The 25,363-nt window shown below is 72.0% G+C and carries 32 protein-coding genes; 15 read left to right on the forward strand and 17 right to left on the reverse strand.

All coding sequences use genetic code 11. The features are described 5' to 3' along the window. Positions 1-120: 120 nt before the first annotated feature. Positions 121-1,017, forward strand: coding sequence for an NAD-dependent protein deacetylase (locus B100_RS0124400; protein WP_024887033.1), 897 nt, complete (start codon positions 121-123; stop codon positions 1,015-1,017). A 90-nt stretch (positions 1,018-1,107) separates the two neighbouring features. On the opposite strand, the gene B100_RS0124405 is transcribed toward B100_RS0124400, so the two are convergent. Then, the gene (locus tag B100_RS0124405; RefSeq protein WP_024887034.1) at positions 1,108-1,593 is read right to left on the reverse strand and encodes a VOC family protein; all 486 of its coding nucleotides are present in this window, start codon (positions 1,591-1,593) and stop codon (positions 1,108-1,110) included. A gap of 204 nt (positions 1,594-1,797) precedes the next feature. After that, the gene (locus tag B100_RS0124410; RefSeq protein ID WP_051490056.1) at positions 1,798-2,124 is read right to left on the reverse strand and encodes a winged helix-turn-helix transcriptional regulator; all 327 of its coding nucleotides are present in this window, start codon (positions 2,122-2,124) and stop codon (positions 1,798-1,800) included. Positions 2,125-2,251: 127 nt separating this feature from the next. On the opposite strand from B100_RS0124410, the gene B100_RS0124415 reads away from it, so the two are divergent. The 5 genes from B100_RS0124415 (at position 2,252) to B100_RS0124435 (ending at position 4,801) form a co-directional block, all read left to right on the forward strand. After that, the gene (locus tag B100_RS0124415; RefSeq protein WP_024887036.1) at positions 2,252-2,662 is read left to right on the forward strand and encodes a RidA family protein; all 411 of its coding nucleotides are present in this window, start codon (positions 2,252-2,254) and stop codon (positions 2,660-2,662) included. A 131-nt stretch (positions 2,663-2,793) separates the two neighbouring features. Then, positions 2,794-3,156 carry a hypothetical protein gene (locus B100_RS0124420; protein WP_024887037.1) on the forward strand — a complete coding sequence of 121 codons (363 nt, stop codon included), beginning with the start codon at positions 2,794-2,796 and terminating at the stop codon, positions 3,154-3,156. Then, positions 3,153-3,779 carry a class F sortase gene (locus tag B100_RS0124425; protein ID WP_024887038.1) on the forward strand — a complete coding sequence of 209 codons (627 nt, stop codon included), beginning with the start codon at positions 3,153-3,155 and terminating at the stop codon, positions 3,777-3,779. Before B100_RS0124420 ends, B100_RS0124425 begins: the two co-directional genes overlap by 4 nt. A 91-nt stretch (positions 3,780-3,870) precedes the next feature. Continuing rightward, positions 3,871-4,362 carry an RNA polymerase sigma factor gene (locus B100_RS0124430; protein ID WP_024887039.1) on the forward strand — a complete coding sequence of 164 codons (492 nt, stop codon included), beginning with the start codon at positions 3,871-3,873 and terminating at the stop codon, positions 4,360-4,362. Continuing rightward, complete coding sequence (locus B100_RS0124435) at positions 4,346-4,801, forward strand: hypothetical protein (RefSeq protein WP_024887040.1); 456 nt, start codon at positions 4,346-4,348, stop codon at positions 4,799-4,801. The genes B100_RS0124430 and B100_RS0124435 overlap by 17 nt, the downstream gene beginning before the upstream one ends. Positions 4,802-4,933: 132 nt before the next feature. Here B100_RS0124435 and B100_RS0124440 read toward each other — a convergent pair whose 3' ends face one another. Then, the gene (locus B100_RS0124440; RefSeq protein WP_024887041.1) at positions 4,934-5,683 is read right to left on the reverse strand and encodes an Atu4866 domain-containing protein; all 750 of its coding nucleotides are present in this window, start codon (positions 5,681-5,683) and stop codon (positions 4,934-4,936) included. Between the two features lie 227 nt (positions 5,684-5,910). On the opposite strand from B100_RS0124440, the gene B100_RS0124445 reads away from it, so the two are divergent. After that, positions 5,911-6,210, forward strand: a complete 300-nt coding sequence (locus B100_RS0124445; RefSeq protein ID WP_024887042.1) for an Atu4866 domain-containing protein — start codon at positions 5,911-5,913, stop codon at positions 6,208-6,210. Between the two features lie 112 nt (positions 6,211-6,322). Here B100_RS0124445 and B100_RS0124450 read toward each other — a convergent pair whose 3' ends face one another. Continuing rightward, the gene (locus B100_RS0124450; protein ID WP_106967079.1) at positions 6,323-7,216 is read right to left on the reverse strand and encodes an MmyB family transcriptional regulator; all 894 of its coding nucleotides are present in this window, start codon (positions 7,214-7,216) and stop codon (positions 6,323-6,325) included. A 136-nt stretch (positions 7,217-7,352) separates the two neighbouring features. Further along, positions 7,353-8,747: an amidohydrolase family protein gene (locus B100_RS0124455; RefSeq protein WP_024887044.1), complete on the reverse strand. Its 1,395-nt coding sequence runs from the start codon at positions 8,745-8,747 to the stop codon at positions 7,353-7,355. Positions 8,748-8,935: 188 nt separating this feature from the next. Here B100_RS0124455 and B100_RS0124460 point away from each other — a divergent pair, with 188 nt between their 5' ends. Beyond that, complete coding sequence (locus B100_RS0124460) at positions 8,936-9,325, forward strand: hypothetical protein (RefSeq protein ID WP_024887045.1); 390 nt, start codon at positions 8,936-8,938, stop codon at positions 9,323-9,325. Here the strand turns inward: B100_RS0124460 and B100_RS0124465 are convergent. Further along, the gene (locus B100_RS0124465; protein WP_024887046.1) at positions 9,241-9,888 is read right to left on the reverse strand and encodes a hypothetical protein; all 648 of its coding nucleotides are present in this window, start codon (positions 9,886-9,888) and stop codon (positions 9,241-9,243) included. The genes B100_RS0124460 and B100_RS0124465 overlap by 85 nt on opposite strands. 183 nt (positions 9,889-10,071) lie before the next feature. Between B100_RS0124465 and B100_RS0124470 the strand changes: the two genes are divergently transcribed. Then, positions 10,072-10,812, forward strand: a complete 741-nt coding sequence (locus tag B100_RS0124470; protein ID WP_024887047.1) for a class I SAM-dependent methyltransferase — start codon at positions 10,072-10,074, stop codon at positions 10,810-10,812. A 199-nt stretch (positions 10,813-11,011) separates the two neighbouring features. Then, on the forward strand, positions 11,012-11,680 hold the full coding sequence (locus tag B100_RS0124475; protein ID WP_024887048.1) for a maleylpyruvate isomerase family mycothiol-dependent enzyme: 669 nt from the start codon (positions 11,012-11,014) through the stop codon (positions 11,678-11,680). 60 nt (positions 11,681-11,740) lie between these two features. Here the strand turns inward: B100_RS0124475 and B100_RS0124480 are convergent, their stop codons facing one another. From B100_RS0124480 to B100_RS0124495, 4 genes are all read right to left on the reverse strand, one after another. After that, a complete protein-coding gene (locus tag B100_RS0124480) occupies positions 11,741-13,180 on the reverse strand; it encodes a GH1 family beta-glucosidase (protein ID WP_024887049.1) in 1,440 nt (479 codons plus the stop codon). An 88-nt stretch (positions 13,181-13,268) separates the two neighbouring features. Beyond that, the gene (locus tag B100_RS0124485; RefSeq protein ID WP_024887050.1) at positions 13,269-14,192 is read right to left on the reverse strand and encodes a carbohydrate ABC transporter permease; all 924 of its coding nucleotides are present in this window, start codon (positions 14,190-14,192) and stop codon (positions 13,269-13,271) included. Between the two features lie 12 nt (positions 14,193-14,204). Next, entirely contained in the window at positions 14,205-15,200 is a 996-nt protein-coding gene (locus B100_RS0124490) for a carbohydrate ABC transporter permease (RefSeq protein ID WP_024887051.1), read from the reverse strand. 89 nt (positions 15,201-15,289) lie between these two features. Continuing rightward, a complete protein-coding gene (locus tag B100_RS0124495) occupies positions 15,290-16,597 on the reverse strand; it encodes an extracellular solute-binding protein (protein WP_024887052.1) in 1,308 nt (435 codons plus the stop codon). A gap of 300 nt (positions 16,598-16,897) precedes the next feature. Here B100_RS0124495 and B100_RS0124500 point away from each other — a divergent pair, with 300 nt between their 5' ends. Both B100_RS0124500 and B100_RS0124505 read left to right on the forward strand, forming a co-directional pair. Further along, complete coding sequence (locus B100_RS0124500; RefSeq protein WP_024887053.1) at positions 16,898-17,911, forward strand: LacI family DNA-binding transcriptional regulator; 1,014 nt, start codon at positions 16,898-16,900, stop codon at positions 17,909-17,911. A 16-nt stretch (positions 17,912-17,927) separates the two neighbouring features. Beyond that, on the forward strand, positions 17,928-18,356 hold the full coding sequence (locus tag B100_RS0124505) for a glutaredoxin domain-containing protein (RefSeq protein ID WP_024887054.1): 429 nt from the start codon (positions 17,928-17,930) through the stop codon (positions 18,354-18,356). A gap of 73 nt (positions 18,357-18,429) precedes the next feature. On the opposite strand, the gene B100_RS0124510 is transcribed toward B100_RS0124505, so the two are convergent. From B100_RS0124510 to B100_RS0124525, 4 genes are all read right to left on the reverse strand, one after another. Beyond that, positions 18,430-18,837: a cytidine deaminase gene (locus B100_RS0124510; RefSeq protein ID WP_024887055.1), complete on the reverse strand. Its 408-nt coding sequence runs from the start codon at positions 18,835-18,837 to the stop codon at positions 18,430-18,432. A gap of 95 nt (positions 18,838-18,932) precedes the next feature. Then, positions 18,933-19,772 (reverse strand): MerR family transcriptional regulator, encoded by an 840-nt coding sequence (locus tag B100_RS0124515; RefSeq protein ID WP_024887056.1) that lies wholly within the window; start codon positions 19,770-19,772, stop codon positions 18,933-18,935. A gap of 193 nt (positions 19,773-19,965) precedes the next feature. Then, complete coding sequence (locus B100_RS0124520; RefSeq protein ID WP_024887057.1) at positions 19,966-20,337, reverse strand: nuclear transport factor 2 family protein; 372 nt, start codon at positions 20,335-20,337, stop codon at positions 19,966-19,968. A 66-nt stretch (positions 20,338-20,403) separates the two neighbouring features. Then, positions 20,404-21,177, reverse strand: a complete 774-nt coding sequence (locus tag B100_RS0124525; protein WP_024887058.1) for an SDR family oxidoreductase — start codon at positions 21,175-21,177, stop codon at positions 20,404-20,406. 205 nt (positions 21,178-21,382) lie between these two features. On the opposite strand from B100_RS0124525, the gene B100_RS0124530 reads away from it, so the two are divergent. Continuing rightward, the gene (locus tag B100_RS0124530; protein WP_106967081.1) at positions 21,383-22,087 is read left to right on the forward strand and encodes a DUF4328 domain-containing protein; all 705 of its coding nucleotides are present in this window, start codon (positions 21,383-21,385) and stop codon (positions 22,085-22,087) included. A 163-nt stretch (positions 22,088-22,250) separates the two neighbouring features. Here B100_RS0124530 and B100_RS0124535 read toward each other — a convergent pair whose 3' ends face one another. Next, the gene (locus B100_RS0124535) at positions 22,251-22,628 is read right to left on the reverse strand and encodes a transglycosylase family protein (protein WP_024887060.1); all 378 of its coding nucleotides are present in this window, start codon (positions 22,626-22,628) and stop codon (positions 22,251-22,253) included. A gap of 144 nt (positions 22,629-22,772) precedes the next feature. On the opposite strand from B100_RS0124535, the gene B100_RS37015 reads away from it, so the two are divergent. Beyond that, positions 22,773-22,937, forward strand: a complete 165-nt coding sequence (locus tag B100_RS37015; RefSeq protein ID WP_158686749.1) for a hypothetical protein — start codon at positions 22,773-22,775, stop codon at positions 22,935-22,937. A 59-nt stretch (positions 22,938-22,996) separates the two neighbouring features. Here B100_RS37015 and B100_RS0124545 read toward each other — a convergent pair whose 3' ends face one another. Both B100_RS0124545 and B100_RS0124550 read right to left on the reverse strand, forming a co-directional pair. Then, positions 22,997-23,446: an SRPBCC family protein gene (locus B100_RS0124545; protein WP_024887061.1), complete on the reverse strand. Its 450-nt coding sequence runs from the start codon at positions 23,444-23,446 to the stop codon at positions 22,997-22,999. Positions 23,447-23,597: 151 nt separating this feature from the next. Then, the gene (locus B100_RS0124550) at positions 23,598-23,948 is read right to left on the reverse strand and encodes a DUF1330 domain-containing protein (RefSeq protein WP_024887062.1); all 351 of its coding nucleotides are present in this window, start codon (positions 23,946-23,948) and stop codon (positions 23,598-23,600) included. Between the two features lie 1,173 nt (positions 23,949-25,121). On the opposite strand from B100_RS0124550, the gene B100_RS37020 reads away from it, so the two are divergent. Then, entirely contained in the window at positions 25,122-25,307 is a 186-nt protein-coding gene (locus tag B100_RS37020; RefSeq protein ID WP_158686750.1) for a hypothetical protein, read from the forward strand. Positions 25,308-25,363 lie beyond the last annotated feature (56 nt).

Here is a 25,363-nt window from a genome sequence, read left to right on the forward strand (position 1 = left end):
TTCAGCCGGCGAAGGCAATTCCTCGGCTCGCGTCCGCCGACCGGGCCTTCCGTACGCGCCCGCGCGCTACCGGATCACAAGATCGCCGGGCGCTTGCGGCCGTTCCGTACCCTGGTGGACATGCGTGTGCGCCCCACTTTGAGCTGGACCCCGGCCGACGACCTGCCGCCGGGCACCACGGACCTGGAACCCGTCGCCGACGCGCTGCGCGCGGGCGGTGTGCTCGTGCTCAGTGGGGCCGGCATCTCCACGGAGTCCGGGATACCCGACTACCGCGGCGAGGGCGGGAGCCTGAGCCGGCACACCCCGATGACGTACCAGGAGTTCGTCGCCGAGGCCGCCGCACGACGGCGTTACTGGGCTCGCAGTCATCTCGGCTGGCGCACCTTCGGGCGTGCCCTGCCCAACGCCGGGCACCGGGCCGTGGCCGCGTTCGCCCGTCACGGCCTGGTCTCCGGCGTGATCACCCAGAACGTCGACGGCCTGCACCAGGCCGCCGGCAGCGTGGGGGTCGTGGAGCTGCACGGCAGCCTGGAGCGGGTGATCTGCCTGTCCTGCGGGACGGTCAGCCCGCGCCGTGAGCTCGCGGAGCGGCTGGAGGAGGCCAACCCGGGCTTCTCACCGGTCGCCGCGGGCATCAACCCCGACGGCGACGCCGACCTCACCGACGAGCAGGTCGGGGACTTCCGCGTGGTGCCCTGCACGGTCTGCGGCGGGATCCTCAAGCCGGACGTGGTCTTCTTCGGGGAGACCGTGCCGCCGCCGCGGGTCGAGCTGTGCCGGGGGCTTGTCCAGCAGGCGTCCTCGCTGCTGGTCCTGGGGTCGTCGCTGACGGTGATGTCCGGTCTGCGGTTCGTCCGGCTGGCGGCGGGGACCGGCAAGCCCGTACTGATCGTCAACCGGGACCCCACCCGGGGCGACCGGCACGCCGTGACCCGGGTCGAGCTGCCGCTCGGTCCCGCCCTCACCACCGTGGCCGGCCGGCTGGGCGTCACCGTCGAGGACGCGGCGGCCTGAGCGCGGTGCTGTGGGGTGGCAGGCGGGGCCTCATGTCACCTGCGGACGGGTGCCCGGGCCTACGTGATGTCACAGGGTGGGCGTACCTCGTCAGACGGCCGCGGCCAGGCGGCGCCTGAGTTCGTCCTCGGTGACGTCCTCGATGTGGGTGAGGAACACCCACAGGTGCCCCGAGGGGTCCCGGAGGATCACCGTGCGGTCCCCGTGGAACATGTCGGTCGGCGGCTGGAGGATCTCCGCGCCCTCCGCCTCCGCGCGTGCGGCCAGGCCGTCGACATCCGGGACGAAGACGTGCAGCGTGACGGAGGTGCCGCCGCCGAGCGAGGCGGGCGCGGCGAAGGACGCGCTCTCCGCCTCCTCGACGCTCACGTCGCCCAGCATCAGCGTCGACCGGCCGACGGTGATCTCCGCGTGCAGCACTCCCCCGCCCGGCGCGTCGACGCGGAAGTCCTCGCGCGCGCCGAACGCCCGCCGGTAGAAGTCGATCGCCGCTGCCGCGTCGTCGACCATGATGTGCGGCACCACCGCGTAGTGGTAGCGGTCGGGGATCTCGGCCGGGGCAGTGTGCTCGTCCATGACGCATCTCCTCGTGGACGCCGCGGCCCGGTGCCGCGGCTCTCGAGGACGAACGTAGAAACTCAAGTCCGGTTGAGGTCAAGATCCCGCGGGTGGCCGGCCCTCGCGTGAGTCGGCTCTTCGGCCACGGCGACGATGATGCCCCGCAAGGTTCCGGAGGCCGCAGAGCCGGTAGTCGCGCCCCCTGAGGTCCGGGGGGGGAGGTCACTCCAGGTCGAAGGCGTGGCGGGCCCGTTCGATCTCGGGCATGTGGGTCGTGGCCCACTCCAGCAAGGCGTCGACCGGGCGCCGCATGGTCTTGCCCAGCGGGGTGATCCGGTACTCGACGGCGACCGGGCGGGAACTGACGACCTGCCGGTCCACGATGCCGTTGCGTTCGAGCCGGCGCAGCGTCGCGGTGAGCGACTTCTGGGTCACCGCGGGAACGGCGCGGCGCAGGTCGTTGAACCGGCAGGGCCGTTCGCAGAGTTCGTTGAGGACGCTCAGCGACCACTTGTCCAGCACCTGGTCGAGCAGCTCGCGGTGCGCCATCTCGATCCGCAGCTCGCGGCCCTCACGGCCGCCTTCGGTTTCCGGCACGATACCTGGTCTCCTTGAAGTGTCCTTCGTGCACCAAGTATCAAAGGTATACCTACCGCTTCGACACGAGGAGACCCCCGTGGCCGTCCGCCGTTTCACGCCCGAAGGCATGCTGCAGCCCACCCCGTACGAGCACGTCGCCGTGGGGACGGGCACGCGGCACGTGCACGTCAGCGGCCAGGTCGCCCGGACCGCGGACGGCGTTCCGCTCGCGCCGGGGGACCTTGCCGGGCAGGTCGCCCACTCCCTCCGGGCCACGGCGCGCGGCCTGCGGGGCGCGGGCGCCTCCTTCGACGACGTACTGCGCCTGACGTTCTACGTCACCGACTGGGCGCCCGAGAAGATCGGGCCGTTCATGGCCGGCGTCGAGGAGGTCGCGGAGGAGATCGGGCTGCGGGTGCCGCTTCCGCCCTCCTCCCTCATCGGGGTCGACCACCTCTTCGAGCCCGACGTCCTGGTCGAGGTGGAGGCGACGGCCGTCCTGGACTGACCCCCGCGGCACCGCCGCCGACGTCTTTACCCTCTCTTTGCAACGCGGGCCGCCGCTCCCTCGTCTCTCCGCACGATCCATCACCCAGCCCGCCGGGCGACCGTGCGGGCGGACCAGGAAGAGAGCGTTACATGCGCCGAAACGTGTTGAGCGCGGCGGCCCTTGCCTGCACCGCCGTGCTGGCGAGTGCCATGCCGGCGTTCGCCGACGACCCCTCCCCCGTCCCCGACACCGCGGTGTCCACCGAGCAGCCCCGGGACCAGGCGGCCGAGACCGCTCCCAGCCCGGTCCCGGCCGAGCCCGGTGCGGCGGCCCCGGCGGAGGACACCGGCGGCGTCAGCGTCGTGCCCCGGGGGGCGCCGGACACCGGTGACGCGCCGGCCTCCGCGCAGGCGGGCGGCGACGGCCTGCTGCTCGGCGGGGGCGCCGCCGCGGTGGCCGCCGCGGGCGGTGCGGTGTTCCTCGTCGTGCGCCGGCGGGCGTCCGGGGCATGACGTCGTTCTCCAGGCGTGCCTTCGTCACCGCGGTGGCGGCCTGCGTGGTCGCCGGCTGCGGCGGCGGACACGACGCCCCGGACCCGCAGCGGTCCGGGGCGACCGGGCCGCCGGGGACCCGGGCCCCGGCCGTGGGGTCCTCCGTCGACGGGCCACGTCCCCTGGGGCGTTCGGCGCCGGTCGGCCTGGAGATCCCGGCCATCGGGGTCGACACCCCGGTCATGCGGCTGGGGCTGGCCCCCGACCGCACGGTCGAGGTCCCCCCGATCACGGCCGACGACCAGGCCGGCTGGTACCGGCACTCCCCCACGCCGGGGCAGCGCGGGCCTTCGGTCGTCCTCGGCCACGTCACGGTCGGTACCTACGGGGACGGCGTGTTCCGTCACCTGGCGCGGCTGCGCCCGGGTGACGGGATCACGGTGCGTCTGGAGAACGGCACGGTGGCCCGGTTCGCCGTCACCTCCGTGCGGACGGTCGCCAAGGCCGACTTCCCCACGGAGGCGGTCTACGGCGACGTCGACCGGCCCGAGCTGCGGCTCATCACGTGCGGCGGGCCGCTGGAGGGCGACGAGTACCGCGACAACGTGATCGTCTTCGCGGCGCTGAGCGCCACCACGCCCTGACCCGCCCCCTGTGCCGGGCCGTCGTTCCGGCGGCCCGGCATCCGTCCCGAGCGGTACCCCGTCACCGGGGTCGCCCCGACCATGGAGAGCATTGAAACGGTCCCGCGAGCAGGCAGCGTCCGAACTCTTCGCTGCTCTCTACCCGCGCCTCGCCGGCTGGTGCCGTCGGCTGGTCGACGACGACGAGACGGCCCACGAGATCGCCTCGGAGGCGTTCACCCGGCTGTGGTCACGCTGGACTTCCGTGACGGAACCCCGGGGCTTCCTGTACGTCACCGCGGCCAACCTGGTCCGGGACCACTGGCGTCGCCTCGAACGCGAGCGGAAGACCGTGCGCCGGGTGGGCACCGAGGCGGCGGTACGGCCGCACAGCGAACCCTCCGACCCCTCGGTGCGGTTGCTGGTGCAGTCGCTGCCGGAACGCCTGCGGGTACCGATCCTCCTGCACTACTACGCTGACCTGCCGGTCCGTGAGGTGTCCGCGGTGACCGGACGCAAGGAAGGAACCATCAAGGCCGATCTTCACGCGGCCAGGGAGCTGCTCCGTGCCCACCTGAGGAGAAACCTTGATCACACACGCTGACGAGGACCCGGAGTTCGAGCCGGACGACCCGCTGGCCGTGCTGTTGCGGCCCACGTCGGACCATCTCGGGCCGCCGCCGGGCCGGTTCGGGACGATCCGGCGCCGGGCGGCCCGGCGGCGGCTGGTCCGCACGGCGGTCGGCGCCGGGGTCACGTGCGCCGTCGCCCTGCTCGTCGCCCTGCCGTTGCAGAACGCGGCGACCTCCGACCGGCCCGTCACCCCGACCGTGCCGCTGGCCCCGCCGGCGACCACCACGCCTTCCCCCACGACGGGGCCCACGGTGTTGCCCCGGCCGACCGAGCCCCCCGTCGACGACCACCCCAGCGCGAGCGCTCCGCGATCACGTGCATCGGAGCCCCGGACCCGTGGTCTCGTCGTGCCCACGCCCGCCCGGCCGGTGGTGTCGGACACGGCCCCGGAGGATCGGCGAGGGCGCTGACGCGCGGTCGAGGGGGGTGTCCGGGGCCGGGGGCGGCTCGGGTTGGTTGGGAGGGCGGCGGGTCGGAAGCGGCTAGGGTCGGCTCAGGGGCGGCGGGCGGCTTGGGCCGGGTGGCCGGCGGGCCGCTCGGGGTCAGCCCCGCTTCATGACGTAGCCCGCGTGATGGAGTTCGTCGCCCTTGAACTCGCCGTAGGCCCAGAAGCCGAGGTCGTCGAGGTAGTCGATGCGGTCGCCGTCGATCCAGAACCGGCCCTGGTAGGCGTGCGGCCGGCCGCCGCGGGTCTCGTCGTAGCGGCCGTCGGCGCCGAGCTCCTGGTGGAGGAAGTCCTTGACGTCGATCCAGACGCCGACGCGCGGGCTGCCGGTCAGGTCCGGTGCGGCGGGGACGCCGGTCCGGGGGGCGGGGGACCGGCCCGGGACGTCCACGCCCGCCCACAGGACGGGGCGGCCGGCCGCGACCAGGGCTCGGACCTCCTCCCGCCGGGACAGGAGGATGGCCACCGCGCCGGGCACGTCGGCGGCGAACGCGTCGGGCACCACCAGGAAGTCGGCGGTGTTGCCCGGGGTGAGCGTCGCGACGTGCTCCGAGCGGTGGCCGCGTCCGCCGGCCAGCGCGACGGTGTCCACGACGGCCGGGACGACGCTCATGCCCGTGCAGTCGACGACCACGGCGTCGTCGTCCTCCGCCGCGGTGACGATGCCGGGGCCGACGCCCACGATCAGGTCGCCGACGAGCAGGATGTCGGCGCCGGTCATGGTCCCGATCAGCGGGTCCGCCGTCACGATGCGGGCGTTGGTGAACAGGACGGGACGGCCGCCGTCGTTCGCGACGATCTCGTCGAGAGCCGTACGGTTCCAGCTCACGGTGTCGGTGATGGTCATGGTTGGTGATCCTCGGGTCGGTTCGGCTCTTCGATGCGCGGCACCGTCGCACGGGGCGAGCGGTGGGCGGCCGCGAGGCGCAGCGGCTCGACGCCGGCGGGGCGCCGCGTGACTCCCAGGTTCGTCGCGGTGCGGGACCGGGACCAGGCCGCCGTGTGCCGGGGTGTGCGGCACCCAGGGGAACGGCGGCCTGGTAGCCCTGTGCCCGCCGGGCCGACCATGGCGTCATGACCAGCGACAACACACTTCGCGCCCCGCATCCGCACGTCGGAATGTGGGTGACCGCGGACGGACACGTCCGCCAGGAGCTGCTGCCGGACGGCCGCTACGACGAGGCCCGCGGAGACCGCCGAAGCGCCTACACCGGCCGCTACACCGTCACCGGTGACCACATCGACTACGTGGACGACACCGGCTTCACCGCCACCGGCGACGTCCGCGACGGCATCCTGTACCACGAACATCTGGTGCTGTACCGCGAGGACGACCAGCGCGCCCGGGAGGGACGGCGCGGGTCGCGCGGCTGACCGGGCGCGTGAGAACGCCGGCTGCGGGGGCACTTCCGGTGCCCCCGCGGCCGGCGTTCGCCGTGAACTCGGGGTGATCGCCCGATCGCCCCCGTGCCAGGCCGGTGAGTGTTCAGTCGCGGGTGGAGTCCGTCGCGGGGTCCGGTGCGGGTACGGAGGCGGTGCTGGGCACGGCGCTGAGGGAGCCGAGCAGCGCGAGGGCGTCGGCGGACGGGGTGCCCGGTTCGGCCTGGTAGACGACGAGCTGCTGGGCCGGGGCACTGTTGACGGTGAACGTCTCGTAGTGAAGTTCCAGGTCGCCGACCTGGCTGTGATGGAGCAGCTTGGCGTCGCGGGTCTTTCCGCGTACGTCGTGGCGCGCCCACAGCACGCGGAAGTCCGCGCTCTTCATGGACAGTTCACCCACGAGCAGGCACAGCCGCTCGTTGTCGGGGTCGGTGCCGGCCGCCTTCCGCAGTGTCGCCACGGTCGCCTCTGCGGCCCGCTCCCAGTCGCGGTGGAAGTGCGCTGCCGCCGGGTCCAGGAACGCCATGCGCAGCAGGTTGTCGGCGTGGCTGAAGTCGGCGAACAGGGCGTCCGCGAGCCGGTTGCGGGCCAGGACGTCCAGGGCGGGGCCCAGGACGAAGGCGGGTGTGTCGTTCCACGTGTCCAGGAGCCGTCGCAGGGGCGGCGCGACGCGTTCGGTGCGCTGCGCCCGGCGCATACGCCGGGGGGCCGGGCCGGCGACGCGGTGGAGGTGGGCCACCGCCTCGTCGTCCAGCCGCAGGACCCGCGCGACGGCTTCGAGTATCTGCTGCGAGGGGTGACGTTCACGGCCCTGTTCCAGGCGCGTGTAGTAGTCGGTGCTCACTCCGGCGAGCATGGCGACCTCCTCGCGGCGCAGACCGGGCACCCTGCGGCGGCCGGTCGAGGCGACGCCCACGTCCTCGGGGCGCAGCCGGCCGCGCCGTGCGCGGAGGAAGTCTCCCATCGCGTTCTCGGCGGTGGGGTCCATGTCTGTGTGCATGTGTCGAGGCTAAAGCCTCGAAGTGCCAGGTTGGAGGGCTGAAGGGGGGTGTGCTTCACCCAGGATCCGCTCACCCCCCGGGGGCAGGGAGCCGGTCGCTCAGGCGGCCGGACCTCCTGTCCCGGGGTGTGGGCGCTCAGGCGGCCGGTGTGGTCAGCACGTGCGCGCGGGAGGCGTGGACCTCGTCGTGCAGGGCGGTGAGGTCGACGTCGAGCACGCGGCCGTCCCACTTGCGCGGCTCGCCGTCGACGAGGACGGCGCTGATGTTGCGTGCGTCGGAGCCCAGGACGACGGTGCCGATCGGATCATTCAGCGGCATGTTGTTGATGTCCTCGGCCCCGATCACCAGCAGGTCGGCCTTCTTGCCCGGGGTGAGCGAGCCGGTGACGCCCGCGAGGCCGTTGGTGCGACCCTGGAGGGTGGCGAAGTCCAGGACGTCACCGGTGGTGATGCGGCGGGGCGCCTCGTCGGTGCCGTACGTGGCGTTGACGGCGCGCATCCGCTGGATGGTGTGCAGGGCCCGCATCTGCGTGAACATGTCTCCGGCCAGGGCCACCTCGACGTCGATGCTCAGTCCGGGGCGGATGCCGGCGGACAGTGCCTCGTCGACGGCGGGGACCGCGGTCTCCAGGCCGATCTGGGCGTCGGAGGTGGGGGCGAGCGCCACGGTGGTGCCGGTCTCCCCCATCGTCTTCCACGCCTGCGGGGTCAGTCCGGTGGCGTGGATCAACGTCACGTCGGGGCCGAGGAGGCCGTCCTCGGCCCAGCGCAGGATCGCCTCGGAGGAGGCGGCGCCGAACACGGCGTCCACGCTGACTCCGATGCCGAGGTCGTCCGCGACGCGCGCGAGCCGGGGACCGTAGGCGAGAGCCCGTCCGGCGACCTCGTCGGTGGCGAGGGCCGCCAGGCGGAGGGTCAGCAGTTGGTCGTCGCTGCTGAAGTACTGGTCCTTGAGACGCGTGAGGTCGCCGGGCCACTGCCGGTCCCAGTCCCCGAAGTGCGGGCCCATGGAAGCGTGCACGCCCCGGATGCCGGTGTCGCGGAGCGCCTCGACGGCGGCGTCGGAGTGCGCGCGCGAACGGGAGTTGTGGGAGAAGTCGAGCATGGTGGTGATGCCGCTGTCGATCGCGGTGAGGGCGGCGAGCTTGGTGCCGGTGTACATGTCCTCGGGCCGGTAGACGGTGGCGTAGCCGGCCAGCGTGGACATGACGTAGCCGCCGAGGTCGTCGACGTCCGGCATGATCCGCCGCAGCTGGGCCTCCCAGGCGTGCCGGTGGGTGTCGACGAACCCGGGGCTGAGGATGCTGCCGGTGACGTCGACGACGACGGCGTCCCCGGCGCCGAGGTCGGTCCCGACGGCGGTGATGGTGTCACCCTCGACGAGCAGGTCACCGCGTTCGATGACGCCGAGATCGGGGTCCATGGTGACGAGGGTCGCGCCGCGGAACAGCACGCGGCGTTCCGCGGCGGGGCGACGCCGGAGCTGTTCGAGGACGGCGGCGCTGGTGGTGTCGTTGACGTTGACGTGCATGACTGATCCTTCTCCGGTGGGCTGCGGCGTGGTCACCGCTCGGCCCTCAGCCTCGACCGCCCCCACCACGGCAACCAGACCGCCGTCGTCCCAGGTGCCGGGCACCCTGGGTGGCGGCGGGAGCGGGCGGGGATGCCGTGGGTGCCATGATCAGGGTTTCGCAGCCGGCCGACGGGAGGGATCCGCTCGTGCGTGACAACTACCCGTCCATACCCGGGTTCGAGTCCGTCTGTCTGGAGGACAGCTACGTCCTGGACATCACGGTCCGCCCAGGCGCCCTGAGCCTCCGGCTCGACCTGCTGCTGTCGCCGCGCCACCCGGAGTACGGGCCGCCGTCGCCCGGAGACCGTGACTGTTTCCGGAGGGCCACGATCGCCCTCTCCTCCGTGCGTGAGCTGCACTGGACGGGCCAGGGCGTCGTCAGACCCGCGATCGACGCGAGCGGCACGCCCGACTTCGGTTCGGTCGACTCCCTGACGCGCGATGGGGACGCCTACGAACTGCGGGGCGACTGGGGCACGATCCTGCTGAAGTCGTCCACGCCCTCCCTGGCCGTGGAGGTGTCCACAGACGGCTGAACTTCCAGGATGGTCGCTGTTCCGGCCACGGATCGGTCCTCGTGCATGGTGATCACGTCGCCAGGTCCGAGGTGCTGCCATCGCCGAGGGTCGAGGGGAGCGAGTCGCACCGAAGCACGCCCGCCCGGTGCGAGGAAGGGCATGCCTTCGACCCAGAGCATGGCGATGTGGAGATCAGGTTCGCCGGTCGGGGTGCGGTTTCCGATGTTCCACATCGGTCGCAGGACGCCGGCGCCGGAGATGGGCGTCTGCCGTCGGGCCTCGGCGGCCGGGCGCAAGGTGAGGTCGGCCCGGATGATGCCGTTGCGGGCCTCGTGGCAGCGCCAGCGGCACCAGGCCGCGCTCTTCTCCATCCGCATCTGCTCGGCTGCAGTGGCCAGAGCTTCCCAGAAGGTGAGGGGAAGTGCTCGGACGTCTCCTAGTTCCTCCAGCAGCTCGAGAGCCACTTCCCACTCGTCATGGGTGAGGTACTCCCAGACGTCCGCCACCGTGATGTCGTTCTCGGTGGCCCTCTCCTCGGGAACGAGCAGGGAAGCGGCTTCCAGCAGCTGGGGAATGTCCATGCCCCGATCCTGGGCCACCCGGACTGAATGTTCCGGCCGTACCGGAAATAACTGTGCCCGGCACGCGGCCGCGTCTCAGGCCCACACCGCGCTGACCACGGCATGGCGTGCTGTAGCCGCCGGCCGGGTCGCCCCGGTAAATGGGTCGACAGCGACTCTCCGTGGGCGGCAGAGTGGCCGTCCGTGACTACCAGTGAGCTGTGGAGCCATGCGGCCGCCGAACGCTACGACACTGAGGACAGCGAGATGTTCTCGGCCGCCGTCCTCGGGCCGACCGTGGACTTCCTCGCGGAACTGGCCGGGGGCGGCCGGGCGTTGGAGTTCGCCATCGGGACCGGGCGCGTGGGAGTTCCTCTCCGCGAACGTGGTGTGCCGGTGGCGGGCATCGAACTGTCCGAGCCGATGGCGGCCGTACTGCGGCGCAAGGTCGACGAGGACACACTCCCCGTCGTCATCGGGGACATGGCCACCACCGTCGTGCCCGGCACCTTCACCCTCGTCTATCTCGTCTACAACACCATCTCCAACCTGCTCACGCAGGACGAGCAGGTCGAGTGCTTCCGTAACGCCGCGCGTCACCTGGAGCCCGGCGGCCGGTTCGTCATCGAGCTGGGCGTGCCTCCGTTGCGTTCGCTGCCGCTCGGGCAGGTCGCCGTGCCGTTCGAGGTCGGCGAACAGCATCTCGGCTTCGACACGTTCGACCTCGTCGAGCAGGTGCTCGTCTCGCACCACTTCACCCGCGACCAGGACGACGGCCGCTACCGCCGCGACGCCTCCCGGCACCGCTACGCCTGGCCGGCGGAACTCGACCTCATGGCGCGGATCGCCGGTCTCGAACTGGAACGCCGCGTAGCGGACTGGGACGGGTCGCCGTTCGCCCAGGACTCCCCCAAACACATCTCGGTATGGCGCAAGCCGACCTGAGCCCGGCCCGCCCACCCCTACGCCGCCTGCCATGCATCCGGTGACTCCAAGCTCCCCGTCCGGGTGAAGTCACGGACAGCGCCCCACGCGTGGTCAGGAGTTCCGCGCAGATTCCCGTCGCGCCGCCGGCGATGACTTTGCTGCCAGGTGGGGGTCTGACCCCTGGACAGCGCAGTCAGAGACAGGAGCGCAGGGGCTTATGAGTCGTTCGGTATCGGCAGCACGACGCACACGTGACGCCGAAGTATGGGGCTTGGTTCACGCCGAGCGGGCGGCCTTGGCCGACGATCTCCGTGAGCTCACGGATGATCAGTGGGCGACGCCCTCGCTCTGCGAGGGGCTGACCGTGCGCCAGGTGCTGGCGCATCTGACCGCGGGGGCGAGTCTCGGCACCGTCAGGTGGCTCGCGGGCGTCGTCCGCTGCCGGTTCGACTTCGACAAGCAGGTGTCCCTGCGGCTGGCCGAGCAGCTCGGGGCCGGTCCCGGCGAGACCCTCGACCGTTTCCGGCGGGCCGTGCCGAGTACGACCAAGCCCCCGCTGCCCGTCATCGCCATGCTGGGTGAGACCGTCGTGCACGGGGAGGACATCCGGCGTCCGCTCGGCATACGGCGCGCGTATCCGACCGCGACCGTCACGGCCCTGGCCGAGTACTACAGCGGCACGGACCTCGTCGTCGTCGCCAAGGGGCGTATCGGCGGGCTGCGACTCGTCGCCGGCGACGGCCCCTTCGCCACCGGGTCCGGGCCGCTCGTGTCCGGGCGCACCGTTGCCCTGATCATGGCGATGACGGGGCGTGCCGCCTACTGCGACGAACTCCACGGCGACGGGGCGGAGTTTCTGCGGAGTCGGTGCGGAACACCCGGGTGAGGGCGTGAGCCCGACTCCCCGTCCCCCCACGGGCGGGGAGTCGGGCTCACGGTTCAGGGGTCAGGCCCCCGCCAGGACGCCCGTGCGGGCGACCTCCGCGTACCAGCGGGCGCTGGCCTTGGGAATGCGGGTGCCCGTGGGGTAGTCGACGTACACCGCGCCGAAGCGCTTGCTGTAGCCGTGCGCCCACTCGAAGTTGTCCAGCAGGGACCACAGGAAGTAGCCCCGGACGTCGGAGCCGTCCAGGATGGCCCGGTGGACGGCGGCCAGGTGCTCGCGGACGTAGGAGATGCGGGCCGGGTCGTTGACGTTGCCGGACGGGTCGGCGTAGTCGTCGAACGCGGCGCCGTTCTCGGTGATGACCAGCGGCAGCTTCGGGAAGTCGTCGGACAGCCGGCGCAGCAGGTCGTACAGGCCGGTGGCGTCGACGGCCCAGCCCATGGCGGTGCGCTCGCCGGGCGGCTGGTGGAAGGCGACCCGGTCGGCGGCCGGCCACGGGCTGTGCGGGCTGTTGCCGTGTCCGTCGGAGGTGTGGGCGCCGGTGCCGTCCGTCTCGGAGACGACGGTGGGCGTGTAGTAGTTGACGCCGAGGAAGTCCAGCGGCTGGTTGATCTGTTCCAGGTCGCCGTCCTTCACGAAGGACCAGTCGGTCAGGCCGGCCGTGTCCTTGAGGAGGTCCTCCGGGTAGGCGCCCTGCAGCATCGGGCCGGTGAAGACCCGGTTGGCCAGGGCGTCGATGCGGCGCACGGCGTCCGCGTCGCCCTCGCTGTCGGTGAGCGGGCGGACGTGGTGGATGTTGAGGGTGACCGAGCACTGGGCGGCGGCCGGGAGGCGGTCGCGCAGGGCCTGGACGGCGAGCCCGTGGCCGAGGTTGAGGTGGTGGGCGGCGCGCAGGGCGGCGACCGGGTCGGTGCGGCCGGGGGCGTGCACGCCGGAGCCGTAGCCGAGGAAGGAGCTGCACCAGGGCTCGTTGAGGGTGGTCCAGGTCTTCACCCTGTCGCCGAGGGCGTCCGCGGCGATGGCGGCGTACTCGGCGAAGCGCTCGGCGGTGGCGCGCTCGGGCCAGCCGCCGGCGTCCTCCAGCTCCTGGGGCAGGTCCCAGTGGTAGAGGGTGGCGACGGGCTGGATGCCCTTCTCCAGCAGCTCGTCGACCAGGCGCCGGTAGAAGTCCAGGCCCTTCTGCACGGCGGGGCCGCGGCCGGTGGGCTGGATACGGGGCCAGGCGAGCGAGAACCGGTAGGCGACCAGGCCGAGTTCGGCCATGAGGGCGACGTCCTCGCGCCAGCGGTGGTAGTGGTCGGTGGCCACGTCACCGGTGTCGCCGTTGCGGACCCGGCCGGGGGTGCGGGCGTAGGTGTCCCAGATGGACGGCGTGCGTCCGTCCTCGGAGGCGGCCCCCTCGATCTGGTAGGAGGCGGTGGCGGAACCCCAGAGGAAGCCCTTGGGGAAGGCGCGGGCGGCGTCCGGGGCGGACGCGGTCTGGTGTGCTGCGGTGACCACTTAAGTCCTTTCGAGGTGGTGGGCCCGGTTCGCGGGGGTTGGCGAACCGGCCCGGTGGGGGTGTCGGTTCGGGGCTGCGGAGGGGCGGTCAGCCCTTGACGGCGCCGGCCATGATGCCGCTGACGATCTGGCGTCCGAAGACGATGAACATCGCCAGCAGCGGCAGGGTGCCGAGCAGCGCGCCGGCCATGATGAGCGACTGGTCGCGGACGTAACCCGCGCTGAGCTGGGTGAGGGCGACGGGGACGGTCGGGTTGGTCATGTCGAGCACCACGAACGGCCAGAAGAAGTCGTTCCACGCGTGCACGAACGTGATCATGAACAAGACGGCCATGGCGGGCCGCGCCACGGGCAGCACGATGCTCCAGAAGATGCGCAGCGAGTGCGCCCCGTCCACCCGGCCCGCCTCGACGAGTTCGTCGGGCAGCGCCTCGGAGAGGTACTGCCGCATGAAGAACACGCCGACGGCGCTGACCAGCGTGGGGAAGATGACAGCGGGCAGCTGCTGCGACCAGCCGAGCTCCGACATCATCATGAACAGCGGTACGACGCCGAGCTGCGGCGGCACCATCATGGTGCCGATCACCAGCATGAGCAGGATGTTGCGGCCCTTGAACCGCAGTTTGGCGAAGGCGAAACCGGCGAGCGTCGCGAAGAACACGGTGGACAGGGCGATCACCCCGGCCACGATCGTGCTGTTGATCATGGCCTTGCCCATCGCGGCCTCGTCCCAGGCGCGGGCGAGGTTGCTGAACAGGTTGGGGCCGGGCAGGAAGGGCGGCGGGGTCTGGCTGACCCGGGTGTTGTCGGTGGAGGCCGCCACCATCGTCCAGTACAGCGGGAAGATGGACAGGATCGCCATGATGGCGAGCAGGATGTAGGCGAGCGGTCCCGCGTGGTGGGTGCGCCCGGCGCGTTCGCGCAAGAGACGGCGTCCGCCGCGGCGGGCCGGCTTGTCGGGTGCGGTCCGGACCGGGGTGTCCGTCCGGACCGGGAGGCTGTCGGTGGTCATGGCGTCTCCAGGTCAGGACTTACGGGAGCGCAGGCGCTTGATCAGGTACTGCGCCACGAACGCGAGGACGAGCAGCATGAACATCGCCCAGGCGACGGTCGCCGAGCGGCCCATCTGGTAGTTCTTCCAGCCCTCTTCGTACAGCAGCAGGCCGAGCGTCTGGTACTGGTTGTTCGCGCCGCCGGTGACGCCGTTGGGACCCTGACCGAAGATCAGCGGCTCACCGAACAGCTGGGTGGCGCCGATCGTGGAGAGCACGATGGTGAAGACGATGGTGGACCGGATACCGGGCACGGTGACGTGCGTGAACTGCTGCCAGCGGGAGGCGCCGTCCAGGGAGGCGGCCTCGTACCGGTCGGCGGGGATGGCCTGCATGGCCGCGAGGTACAGCAGGGCGTTGTACCCGGTCCAGCGCCAGATGACGATGGTGGAGATCGCGGCCTGGGCGGGCCACTTGTCGGCCTCCCAGTTCACCGGGTCGATGCCGACCGTGCCGAGCGCCCAGTTGATCATGCCGAAGTCGCGCTCGTAGATCATGGTGAAGACGAGCGCGGCGGCGCCGACGGACGTGGCGTACGGGACCAGCGACGCGACGCGGAAGAACAGCGAGGCGCGCATGCGGTAGTTGAGCAGGTGCGCCATGCCCAGGGCCATCAGCAGCTGCGGCACCGTGGAGATGATGCCGATGGTGATGGTGTTCTGCAGTGCGTTCCAGAACCGCGAGTCGCCCCACAGCTCGACGTAGTTGTCGAACGCCACCCACTCCATGATGTCGAGCGTGGCCAGTTCCACGTCGTGCAGGGAGATCCACGAGGTGTAGATGAGCGGGTAGAAACTGAACGCGGCGAAGACGACGAAGAACGGAGCGACGAACGCGTACGGCGTGCCCTTGACGTCGAGGCGGTGCAGCCAGGCGCCGCGCGACCGCGCGTTCTCCTTCCCGTCTCCCGTGCGGGACGGGCCCGGCGGCTCCTCGCCGGCCAGGGCCTTGGTGGTGGAGGTGGCCACCGGACTTCCTTCCTCAGAGCGGATGGGAAGCCGCCCCGGGCCCGCTGCCCCGAAGGGCGGGCGGGCCCGGGACGGCCGCTGTGCGACGGTCAGCGGACCGCCTTCTGGATGCGGGTCGCGGTGGTCTTCCAGGCCTCGTCACGCGGCGTCCCCTGCTCGACCAGGGCCAGGCCCTGGGAGAAGGTGTCCTTGATGGTGCCGTCCTTGCGGCCGAGGACCTGCTTGTCCGGGATCTCCTGCGCCGCGGCGCCGAAGATCTCACCGAGCGGCGCGCCGCTGAAGTAGTCGTTCTTCACGGCCTTCACGGTCGGGTCCTCGAGGGCCTTCTGCGAGGACGGGATGTTGCCGAGGTCCTTGAAGATGCGGGCCTGCTGCTCGGGCGCGGTCAGCCAGGCGACGAGCTTCTGGGCCTCCTCCTTCACCGGGCTCTCCTCGATCACGCCGAGGAAGGAACCGCCCCAGTTGGCGCCCTTGGGCGCGCGGGCCACGTCCCACTTGCCCTTGTTGGCGTCACCGGCCTTCTCGCTGATGTGGCTCAGCATCCAGGCGGGGCACACGGCGGTGGCGAAGGTACCGTTGGACAGACCGGGGTCCCAGCCGGGCTGGAACTGGCGCAGCTTGGCGGTCAGATCCTCCTCGGCCGCGTCCGACGCCAGCTCCCAGGCCTCCTTGACGGCCGGGTTCGTCTCGTAGATCAGGTCGCCCTGCTCGTTGTAGTACTGCTCGGGGTAGCCGTAGACCATGGCGTTGAACAGGCCGCTGGCCGAGTCCGTGTAGGCGACGTCACCGCCCTTGTAGTTCTTCTTGAAGGTGCGGCCGACCTCGACGTACTTCTTCCAGTCGCCTTCCCACAGCTTGGCGACCTGCTCGCGGTCGGTGGGCAGGCCGGCCTTCTCGAAGTAGTCCTTGCGGTAACAGACGGCCATCGGGCCGATGTCGGTGCCGAGGCCCAGCACCTTGCCGTCCTGGGTGGTGATCTGCGACTGCTTCCAGGGCAGGAAGTGGTCGGTGCCCGCCACGCCCTTGAAGTCGGCGAACATCTTCGCCCGGGTCTCGGTGATCTCCTTGGCCCGGCCGATCTCGATGCCCTGGATGTCCTTCAGGCCCTTGCCGGCGGCGAGCTTGGTCTGCAGCGCGGTGTAGTAGGTCTGCTCGTCACCGGCTATCTCGGCCTTGATCGTGACGCCGGGGTTCTGCTTCTCGTACTCCTCGAGGAGACCGGTCTCCTTGATTCCCATGACGCCGAACAGGCCCATGGTGATGGTGACCTTGTCGCCGTCCTTGCTGCCACCGGTGACCGAGTCGCCGTCGCCGCTGCAGCCGACGACGAGCGCGAGCGCGCCGACGGCCGCGGCTGACGCCACCGCCTTCCTGCGCATCGAACCGAGAGTGCCCATGGATCTCCTCCTAGCGACGGCGCTGACACATCGGAGTGACGAGTTCTGCGATGACTACAGCGGCTCTGAATCGAGTGGGAACGTGCCCAACTCTGGGTGGGCACGTTCCCACCGCGCAACGAAGACTCGTAGCAGCGGCGCAATCTGTCAATAACTTGAAAGCAACTTCCGCATGCGAAGTGGCCCGCGCGTTCGCCTTCCGGACCCTGGGGGTGCTGTGCCGACGCGGACGTCTGCAAGAATTGCCGCAGGTCACCTCCGCGGCAGAGAACGCCGCCGCGGCCGCCGAGGGGGGAGTGCATGACCGGCAACCGCCGTCCCACGATCAAAACCGTCGCCGCCCGCGCCGGCGTGGGTCGCACCACGGTCTCCCGTGTCGTCAACGGTTCGGATCTGGTCAGCGCCGACGCGCGGGCCAGGGTCCTGGCGGCGATCAAAGAACTGAACTACGTCCCCAACTCGGTCGCCCGCGGCCTGGTCACCAACCGCACCAACGCCGTTGCCCTGGTCATCCCGGAATCGGAGAGCCGGCTCGGTTCGGAGCCGTTCTTCGCCGCGCTCATCCGGGGGGTGAGCGGCGCACTCGCCGAGAGCGGCACCCAGCTGCAGCTCATGCTGGTGCGTGACCAGGCCGAACGCGACCAGCTCACCGAGTCGGTGGCCACCCGCCGGGTGGACGGCGTGCTGCTGGTCTCCGTCCACTCCGAGGACCGGCTGCCCGGCATCCTGGAGGAGATGGGCCTGCCCACCGTGCTCGCGGGCCGCCGCGACACGGGCGAACAGCTCAGCTACGTCAACTCCGACAACGCCGCAGGCGCAGCCGAGGCCGTACGGCATCTGCTCGGCAGCGGCAGGCGCAGGATCGCCACGATCAGCGGCCCGCAGGACATGGACGTGGGCCGCGCCCGCCTCGCGGGGTGGCGCGCCGCGCACCAGGAGGCAGGCGTCCCTGCGGACGAACTGCTGCTCGAAACAGGGGACTTCTCCGAGGACAGCGGCGGCCGGGCCATGCGTTTGCTTCTTGAACGCGCGCCGGACCTGGACGCCGTCTTCGCCGCCTCCGACCTCATGGCGGTGGGTGCCCTGGCCGAATTGCGCCGCCAGAAGCGCCGTGTGCCGGACGACGTCGCCGTGGTGGGCTTCGAGGACTCGGTGCTGGCCCGGCACACCAATCCCCCGCTGACCACGGTGCGTCAGCCCGTGGAGGAGCTCGGCCGCACGATGGCACGTATCCTCACCGACATCACGTTGAACGACGCCCCTCGTCGGCAGATCACGCTCCCCACGGAGCTGGTCGTGCGCGAGTCGTCGTAGGTCCGGGGAGGACGTCATGATGCGGGGCTGGGTCCTGCCGTTGCTGTTCGTGGTCGCCGGCGTCGCCGCCGCGGCCGGGCTGCACGCCGACCGGAACGAGGGCGGGGCGGTGTTGGTCATACTGGCGTTCGTGGCGTTCGCGGCGGTGAACTCGTCCCTTGTCTTCCCGAAACCGTCCGGCGCGCTGGAGGCGCAGCGCCGCAGCGAGCTGGACGGCCGGCCCGTCGTCTACTGGCGGCCGGGGTGCCGCTACTGCAGGCGACTGCGGTTCCGTCTGGGCCGGGACGCCCGCCGGGCACACTGGGTCGACATCTGGCGCGACCCGGCCGGTGCGGCGGTCGTGCGTTCCTTCGCGGACGGGAACGAGACGGTGCCGACCGTGGTCCTGACGGACGGTCGGGGGTACGTCAACCCCGACCCGGAGTGGGTACGCGAACGGCTCTGACCCTCCTGCCCTTTCCCGTGCGGGAAACCCGGCCCCATGCGGGAAACTCCTGGCGTTCGCCTTCGTCGGCGGGCTACGGGGCGTCGAGTTGGTGGTCGGCCCAGATGTAGGTCTCCGGCAGGAGGTCGGTGACAGGGACGGTGCGGGGGTGGGTGCCCGGACCGACGATGACGTCGAGGTGCGGGAAGTAGTCGAGCAGGACCTGGCGGCAGCGGCCGCAGGGTGGCACGACGCCCCGGTCCCTGTCGCCCACGGCGACGATCGCCCTGAGGTCGTAGGCGCCCTGAGCGGCGGCCGTGCCGATGAGGACGAGTTCCGCGCAGGGACCTCCGGTGAAGTGGTAGGCGTTCACCGCCGTGATGATCCGGCCGTCCGCGGCGCGGGCCGCCGCGGCCATGGTGTGGTTGTCGCCCCGGCAGCGGGTGCGCGCGACAGCGGTCGCGGCCGCCACGAGTTCCTGGTCGACGTCGCGCGTCTGCATGATCGGCGGTGCCTTCCTTCCTGGTCGTCGTGATCGGTTTCCCGACGAACGGTGGCCCGGGCGACATGCGGTGTGCAAGCGGATATCGGACGGGGTCAGTCGCCGTCGGGGGCGGTGAGCCAGGCGACGAGGGTGCGCCAGCGTTCGGGCTGGTCGGTGTCGCGGGGGCCGACCAGGTACACCTCTTCGACGAGGTCCCGTGAGCGAAGACCGTGGCGGGCGGCGTAGGAGCCCACGGCGCCGTAGGTGAGGTCGAGGTCGTCGTGCGGGCCCTGGTGGGTCGCGACGGCGGCGGTCCGGCCGGGCAGGAGGAGTTCACGCACGGTGTCCGGTGCGTCCGGGGGCAGCGGCGCCTCTGCGGGGAGGTAGACGGTGGCGTGACCGTGCCCCTCGGTGAACAGTTCGTGTGCGTAACGGCCCCCGGGCGGCAGCACCGGGCGGTGTCCGGCGGCCGCGTCGAGGTCGCGCATCGCCGCGTCGTACCAGTCCAGGCCGGCCCCCTCGGGGACGTCGAGGGACACCGCGTACACGCGCTGCGGCGGGAGGACCTCCAGGGTCACCGTCCGCTCGGCGCCGGGGTCGAGGAGCTCTCGGAGGGCTTCGACGGCTCGCTGGGTGCGGCCGAGCCGGTCCTCCAGGCGGCGCAGATGGGCGGCCACGACCTGCCGGGCCGTGTCACGGTCCGCCTCGTCACCCCGGTCGGCCTCCTCCTCCGCCGCCAGGAAGCGCCGCAGGTCCGCCAGCGGGAGGTCGAGGTCGCGGAACCGCCGGACGGTCTGGGCGGGCCGTACCTGGGCGGGCGCGTAGTAGCGGTAGCCGGTCACGGGGTCGACCTCGGCGGGAACCAGCAGGTCCTGCTCGTGGTAGCGGCGCAGCGTGCGAATGCTCAGGTGGGTGATGCGGGAGAACTCCCCGATCGTCAGACGCTCCGTCATGGAGTCCTCCTCCTGTCCGCCCCGGTGGCCGGTGTCGTCGTGTGCGGGCCTCCCCCGGGACCGGCCTCCGTGCGGGCCGGTCCCGGGGGAGCTGGGGGTGCCGTTCGGATCACGCCGGGGGACGCGGGGTCCGGCCACAAGGCACCGCGGCTCGGAGCCGACCTGATCCGAACGACACCCCCTAGGTACGTGGTCAGGGCGTGATCTCCAGCCGGGTGATCCTGCCCCGTGCGTCGCGTTCGAAGGTGAAGTGGAGCGTCACGGGGCTGCCGGGGAAGTCCCCCGACACGTCCGCGAGGGCGCGGCAGGCGGCGGCCGTGCCGGTCACCTCACGGACGTCGTACTCCACGGGCGGCACCTGGTCGCGCCAGCGAGCGACCTCGGCGAGCCCGCGGCGGGTGCGGCCCTCGTCGCGTACGACGACATTGTCGTCGAAGAGGGCGAGGTGGCGCTCGCGGTCGCCGGCGCTGGCCGCGGCGACGTACTCCGCGACGAAGGCACGAGCCTCCTCGGTGGGGCGGCTCGGCGCCTCGGCGCCCGTGCGGTGGGTGTGGTCGGTCTGCATGGTTCTCTCTCCGATGTCCGCCGGCCGTGCGGTGCGGAGCCGCGGGGCCGGTGCGGTGTGCATGGCTCAGACGGCGCGGACGGTGCCGCCGTCGACGGTGTACTCGGCGCCGGCCACCGCCGCAGCCCGGTCCGAGACCAGGAAGGCGATCACCTCGGCGACCTCCTCGGGCTCGGCGGGCTGCCCGAGCGGGATGCCGCCGAGGACGCGCATCAGCTCGTCGAGGGCGGCCTCGCGGCTGATGCCGCCCTCCTTCATGCGGCGGGTGAGCATGCCCTCGGCGCCGTCGGTGCGGATGAAGCCCGGGGCGACCGAGTTGACCCGCACCCCCGCCGGCGCCACTTCGTTGGCGAGTCCCTTGCTGTACGTGGTGAGGGCGGCCTTGGCCGCCGCGTACGCCAGGGTCGAGTCGTGCAGCGGCATCCGGCGTTGGATGGAGGTCACGTGCACGACGGCGCCGGAGCCGCGGGCCACCATGCCGGGAAGCAGGGCGCGGTCGAGCCGGACGGCGGACAGCAGGTTGAGTTCCAGCTCCCGTGCCCACAACGCGTCGTCGAGGGCCGCGTAGCCTCCGGCCGGTGCGTCGGATCCGCCCACGATGTGGACGAGGACGTCCGGGGCGCCGACGCGTTCGGTGACCTTGGCGGCCGACGCGGCCACGCCCTCGGCGGTCCCCAGGTCGCCCTGGACGAATATCGCGTCGCCCGCCCGGGGTGCCGTACGGGCGATGGTGACGACCTTCGCGCCCGCCTGCCGCAGCCGCCGCGCGGTCGCCAGTCCGGTGCCCTTGCTGCCGCCGGCCACCACGGCGACGCGCCCTTCGAGATCGGTGTCGTTCATGTCCGCCACCCTGGACCCTCTCCCCGGGGGAGACTCAAGCGTCCCCTCGTCGACGGCACCGGGGACGGGACCTGCGGGAATAGTCATGGACACGCGGCACGGGTGTGGGGATAAGGTTCGGAAGCTGATCACTCGTTTGTGATCGTCGCGTGGCGTCCTGGGGAGGGTGCGCCACATTTCCATCACCTTTTCAGGGGGGTCCTCCATGGCTCATCCACCCATGCCCATGGCGCCGATGCCTGTGTCCGGTCCGTTCCTGCGCTCGCCCGTGGGTCTCTCGCACGCCGTGACCGCGCTGCTCGGCGTGGTGATACTCGCCGACGTGCTGAACATGGCGGCGGCGTTCTTCATGCGGTCACAGATGGACCGGATCACCTCCGGCGCCGGGGACGTCGACCTGACGGCCGTCGACCGGGCCGATACCGCGATGGCCGGCACCAGCATGTTCTACCTGCTGGCAATGCTGGCGACGGCCACGGTGTTCATCATCTGGTTCCACCGGGTGCGCCAGAACGCGGAGGTGTTCGCTCCCGACACGCAGCGCCGGTCGGCGGGCTGGGCGATCGGCGGCTGGTTCATCCCGTTCGCCAACCTGTGGATCCCGCGCGGCATCGCCCTCGACGTGCTGCGGGCCGGCGAGCCCAACCCCTACAGCGGCACGGTGCGCCATCAGAGCCTGCTCAACTCCTGGTGGGGGGTGTGGATCGCGTCGAAACTGTTCGACCGTCTGGCGAGCCAGCGGTACGACGACGCCGGGAGCCCCCAGGCGGTCCATGACGCCACGGGGTGGCTGATCACCGGATCGCTCCTCGACATCGGCGCAGCCGTGCTGGCCGTGCTGTTCGTCCGCAGGCTGACGGCCGCTCAGAACGCCAAGGCACTGACGGGGCCGGGCCTGCCGGTCGGCTGAACCACCTCACCCGCACGAACGCCACCTCGACCGCGGAACGCCACCTCGCCGGGCGGCCGGCACCCGCACCGGGACGCCGGCGTCCGGCGAGGGTGTTTCGCGGCCGGTCACGGCGTCGGGTGTCGGGCGAGGGACGACGGCGCTCCACCTCGGGAGGGGACGCCTAGCGTCCCGCGTACGCGCACGTCCAGGCCGACATCCCCTGCAGCTCGGCGAGACGTTCGGCCACGGCGATCTGTTCCTTGCGGGTGGCCAGGTCCGCGCGCGAGGCATACTTGAGCCCGCCGGCCGCGACCCAGCTGGACTGCGAGAACTGCAGACCGCCGTAGTGGCCGTTGCCCGTGTTGGCCTTCCAGTTGCCGCCCGACTCGCACCGGGCGATGGCGTCCCAGTCCGGTCCGGAGCGGCCCGCCACGGAGGCGGCCGCCTCCGAGGCCGTGCCGAGGGCGGTCGCGGCGGCCAGAACCATCACGGCGGCCCCCGCGCGGAATCCGCGCGCACGGCGCCCGGTGACCTGAGAGGCGTTTCGTCTCGATGTCATACGCCCACTGTTACGTCACCGAAGGGTGTGTCGGCATGCCGGCCGACGGCTCCTTACGCCGGTCGGAGTAGGAGGCGTCCGCCCTCCGGGCGGGCCCCGCTTGGTCTAGCCTGCCTCTCATTCCCTTATGCGAGAGGTGAGTTCGTGGCTGCGACACAGGGCGACATGGCGGGGCCGGACGGAGCGGAGGCGCCGCAGGGCCGGACCCGCTGGGGTGTGGTCACCGCGATCCTCGGGCTCCCGGCCCTGGCGGTGTTCACGTTCCTGCTGATGATGGCCGTCTGGGTGCTGGTCTCGGACGGCTCCTGACCCCGGTCCGAGATCCGCCGGACACATGACTCCCCGGCGGGTCACGGTGGGCCAGTCGGTCAGGTGGAGGATTCGACGGCTTCCTTGATACGGCGGCCGAAGGCGGGGGCGTCCTTGCGGGACGCACCGGCCGCCAGCGGGAGCAGCAGCTTTCCCACGCCGTGTCCTTCGAGCACGTTGAACAGGCGCAGCCGGGTCCCGCCGTCCGCCGTGGGCTCGAGGTCGTACCCGCCCTCCTTCGCGGTGATGGAGTTGTGCGACACCTCATGCCAGCGCAACCGAGTGGGCGCGGTCAACTCGCTGATTTCGAAATCCCGTTGGGAACGCATTCCGGCGTCCTTGACGGTGCTGTGGAACACGGTGCCCACATGGGTGTCGCCGTCCGGGCTCTTCTCGATCGTCAGGACGCGCGGGCTGAACTCGGGGTCGTGCCGGCCGTCGGCGAGATAGCCGAAGACGTCCTCTATGGGCCGGTCGATGTCCACGACGACCTCGAACTGATTACTCATGGTCTCTCTCCCACTCCCAGGTGCTCCGGGGAAGGGCCCCGGACAAAGGGGTCATTCCCACGGTAACCGGACGTGCAGGACCTGCCCAGGCGGCGGGATCCCGCCGCCGCCGGGCTCGGCTCCGGCGGTAACCGGTGAGTGCGGGCGGAGATCAGTCGGCGGCGGCGAGTTCCCTCCGCATGGCGTCCGCGGTGGCGGTGGGGTCGTAGCCGTCGGGGACGCCGTCGACGAGGACGATGTCGCCCTCGATGTGCCGGGAGCGCAGCGGCGCTATCTCCCGGTAGGCGGGCGAGTCCCACCACTGCCGTGCCTGGTCGATGCCCGGGAAGCCGATCACCACCAGGCTCCCGGGCCAGGTGCCCTCCTTCACCTCGTGCTGGGTGACGTGCACCAGGAAGCGGCCTCCGAACGGCTCGAACGTGGCGGGGATGCGCTCGATGTACTCCGCGATGTCGGGGTGCGGGGCGGCCGGGCGCAGGTGGGCGATGGCGTAGGCGGGCATGGTGTCCTCCACGGTGCGTCGGTGCGGGTGACGCGCGGGGTGCGTCGGTCGGGTACGCGGTGATCGTGGCACTTGGACGGGGGCCGGGTCGATGACCTGAGAGGTAAGGGCGCGGGCGGCGCACCCTGCCGGGTGGGGCCCTGGGCGGCGACCGGGGAACGGGGTCCGTCACCCGGACGAGCGCACTGACCGGACAGGTGGCACAGCAGGCGGACGATGCGACAGGCGGCCTGTCGGGGCGCGTAGCACAGTGGGTCCATGAACCGTCACCGACGCCCGCCCCGGCGCGCCCCGTGGATCGCCGGCGGTGCCGCTGTGCTGCTCCTGGGCGGCGCCGGTGTGTGGGCGTGGGTGGCGCAGGACGACGGCACGCCCAGTCCCACGCCGTCCGCCTCGCACGATCTGACCCTGCCGACCCTGGGCCCGCTGCCGACGCTGACGTCCGAGACCTCTCCGTCGGGCACGGCGGAACCGACGCCCACGGGCACCAGGGCGCCCGTGCCGACTGCGTCCCGCCCCGGCCGGCCGGCCGAACCGAGCCGCGGTTCGACGCCGGGGCCGGTGCCGCCGGGGCCGGTGCCGCCGGGGCCGGTGCCGCCGGGTCAGGGGCGGACCGCGTCGCCGGGCGCCCCGGACCAGGGCACGGGGACCGGGCCGGCCGTTCCGGACGGCGGCGCGGGCAGCCGGCCACCGGCACCTCAGGAGGAGCGGCCCCCGTCCGAGGCCGCGCCGTCCGGTCAGGTTCCGGCGCCGCAGCCGCCCGCAGCGACCGGCGGGGCCGACGCGGGCACCCCGCAGGTCCCCCGCACCGCACCGGCGGTGCCCCCGGGGGCGACGCAGCCGGGACCGCGCATCCCCCCGCCACCCGGGTCGCGGACGCGCGTGCCCAAGCCGCCCGCCCCGGCGCTTCCGCCGGCCGCCTCTCCCGGGCCGCACCTGCCGCCCTCCGCCACCGCCCGGACGCCGGAACCGAAGCCGACCCCGACAACCGCGCCGCCCGCGCCGACCCGCACCACCGCGCCCACCGCGCCCACCGCCGAGCCGACCAAGGCACCCGCGTCCACAGCCACCTCCACGTCCACGCCGCCGAAGCCCCCCAAGACATCCACCGCCACACCCGAGCCCAAGCCGCCCGCGACGCCGAAGCCCGAGCCGTCCGGTACGCACGCGCAAGTGACCACCAGGTGGTACACCTCCCCCGCGGCGACGGCCGCCGCGCAGCGCATGGCCGCCGCTGGGACGGTCGGCGACCCGGCCTGCACGATGTCCGCCGTGGGCCGGCCCGACCCGGCGCTGGTGCCGTGGGAGAGCCGGATCGGCATCGGCCACCACGGCACCTACTGGTGTCTTGTCTGGTGATCCGGTGCGGACCGTCACGGCGTAGGCTGCCCTCGGCACGGACACGGCTGCTCGGG

Source organism: Streptomyces sp. CNH189 (assembly GCF_000527195.1).

Excerpts from the sequence above, each read along its gene's own strand:
- B100_RS0124455 (WP_024887044.1), bottom strand. The coding sequence starts at position 8,747 with ATGCACGTCAACGTCAACGACACCACCAGCGCCGCCGTCCTCGAACAG.
- B100_RS0124505 (WP_024887054.1), top strand. The coding sequence starts at position 17,928 with ATGATGCGGGGCTGGGTCCTGCCGTTGCTGTTCGTGGTCGCCGGCGTC.
- B100_RS0124420 (WP_024887037.1), top strand. The coding sequence starts at position 2,794 with ATGCGCCGAAACGTGTTGAGCGCGGCGGCCCTTGCCTGCACCGCCGTG.
- B100_RS0124450 (WP_106967079.1), bottom strand. The coding sequence starts at position 7,216 with ATGCACACAGACATGGACCCCACCGCCGAGAACGCGATGGGAGACTTC.
- B100_RS0124535 (WP_024887060.1), bottom strand. The coding sequence starts at position 22,628 with ATGACATCGAGACGAAACGCCTCTCAGGTCACCGGGCGCCGTGCGCGC.
- B100_RS0124410 (WP_051490056.1), bottom strand. The coding sequence starts at position 2,124 with ATGGCGCACCGCGAGCTGCTCGACCAGGTGCTGGACAAGTGGTCGCTG.
- B100_RS0124530 (WP_106967081.1), top strand. The coding sequence starts at position 21,383 with ATGGCTCATCCACCCATGCCCATGGCGCCGATGCCTGTGTCCGGTCCG.
- B100_RS0124445 (WP_024887042.1), top strand. The coding sequence starts at position 5,911 with ATGACCAGCGACAACACACTTCGCGCCCCGCATCCGCACGTCGGAATG.
- B100_RS0124475 (WP_024887048.1), top strand. The coding sequence starts at position 11,012 with ATGAGTCGTTCGGTATCGGCAGCACGACGCACACGTGACGCCGAAGTA.
- B100_RS0124405 (WP_024887034.1), bottom strand. The coding sequence starts at position 1,593 with ATGGACGAGCACACTGCCCCGGCCGAGATCCCCGACCGCTACCACTAC.
- B100_RS0124520 (WP_024887057.1), bottom strand. The coding sequence starts at position 20,337 with ATGCAGACCGACCACACCCACCGCACGGGCGCCGAGGCGCCGAGCCGC.
- B100_RS0124495 (WP_024887052.1), bottom strand. The coding sequence starts at position 16,597 with ATGGGCACTCTCGGTTCGATGCGCAGGAAGGCGGTGGCGTCAGCCGCG.
- B100_RS0124525 (WP_024887058.1), bottom strand. The coding sequence starts at position 21,177 with ATGAACGACACCGATCTCGAAGGGCGCGTCGCCGTGGTGGCCGGCGGC.
- B100_RS0124465 (WP_024887046.1), bottom strand. The coding sequence starts at position 9,888 with ATGGACATTCCCCAGCTGCTGGAAGCCGCTTCCCTGCTCGTTCCCGAG.
- B100_RS0124425 (WP_024887038.1), top strand. The coding sequence starts at position 3,153 with ATGACGTCGTTCTCCAGGCGTGCCTTCGTCACCGCGGTGGCGGCCTGC.
- B100_RS0124485 (WP_024887050.1), bottom strand. The coding sequence starts at position 14,192 with ATGACCACCGACAGCCTCCCGGTCCGGACGGACACCCCGGTCCGGACC.
- B100_RS0124400 (WP_024887033.1), top strand. The coding sequence starts at position 121 with ATGCGTGTGCGCCCCACTTTGAGCTGGACCCCGGCCGACGACCTGCCG.
- B100_RS0124510 (WP_024887055.1), bottom strand. The coding sequence starts at position 18,837 with ATGCAGACGCGCGACGTCGACCAGGAACTCGTGGCGGCCGCGACCGCT.
- B100_RS0124440 (WP_024887041.1), bottom strand. The coding sequence starts at position 5,683 with ATGACCATCACCGACACCGTGAGCTGGAACCGTACGGCTCTCGACGAG.
- B100_RS0124545 (WP_024887061.1), bottom strand. The coding sequence starts at position 23,446 with ATGAGTAATCAGTTCGAGGTCGTCGTGGACATCGACCGGCCCATAGAG.
- B100_RS0124550 (WP_024887062.1), bottom strand. The coding sequence starts at position 23,948 with ATGCCCGCCTACGCCATCGCCCACCTGCGCCCGGCCGCCCCGCACCCC.
- B100_RS0124500 (WP_024887053.1), top strand. The coding sequence starts at position 16,898 with ATGACCGGCAACCGCCGTCCCACGATCAAAACCGTCGCCGCCCGCGCC.
- B100_RS0124515 (WP_024887056.1), bottom strand. The coding sequence starts at position 19,772 with ATGACGGAGCGTCTGACGATCGGGGAGTTCTCCCGCATCACCCACCTG.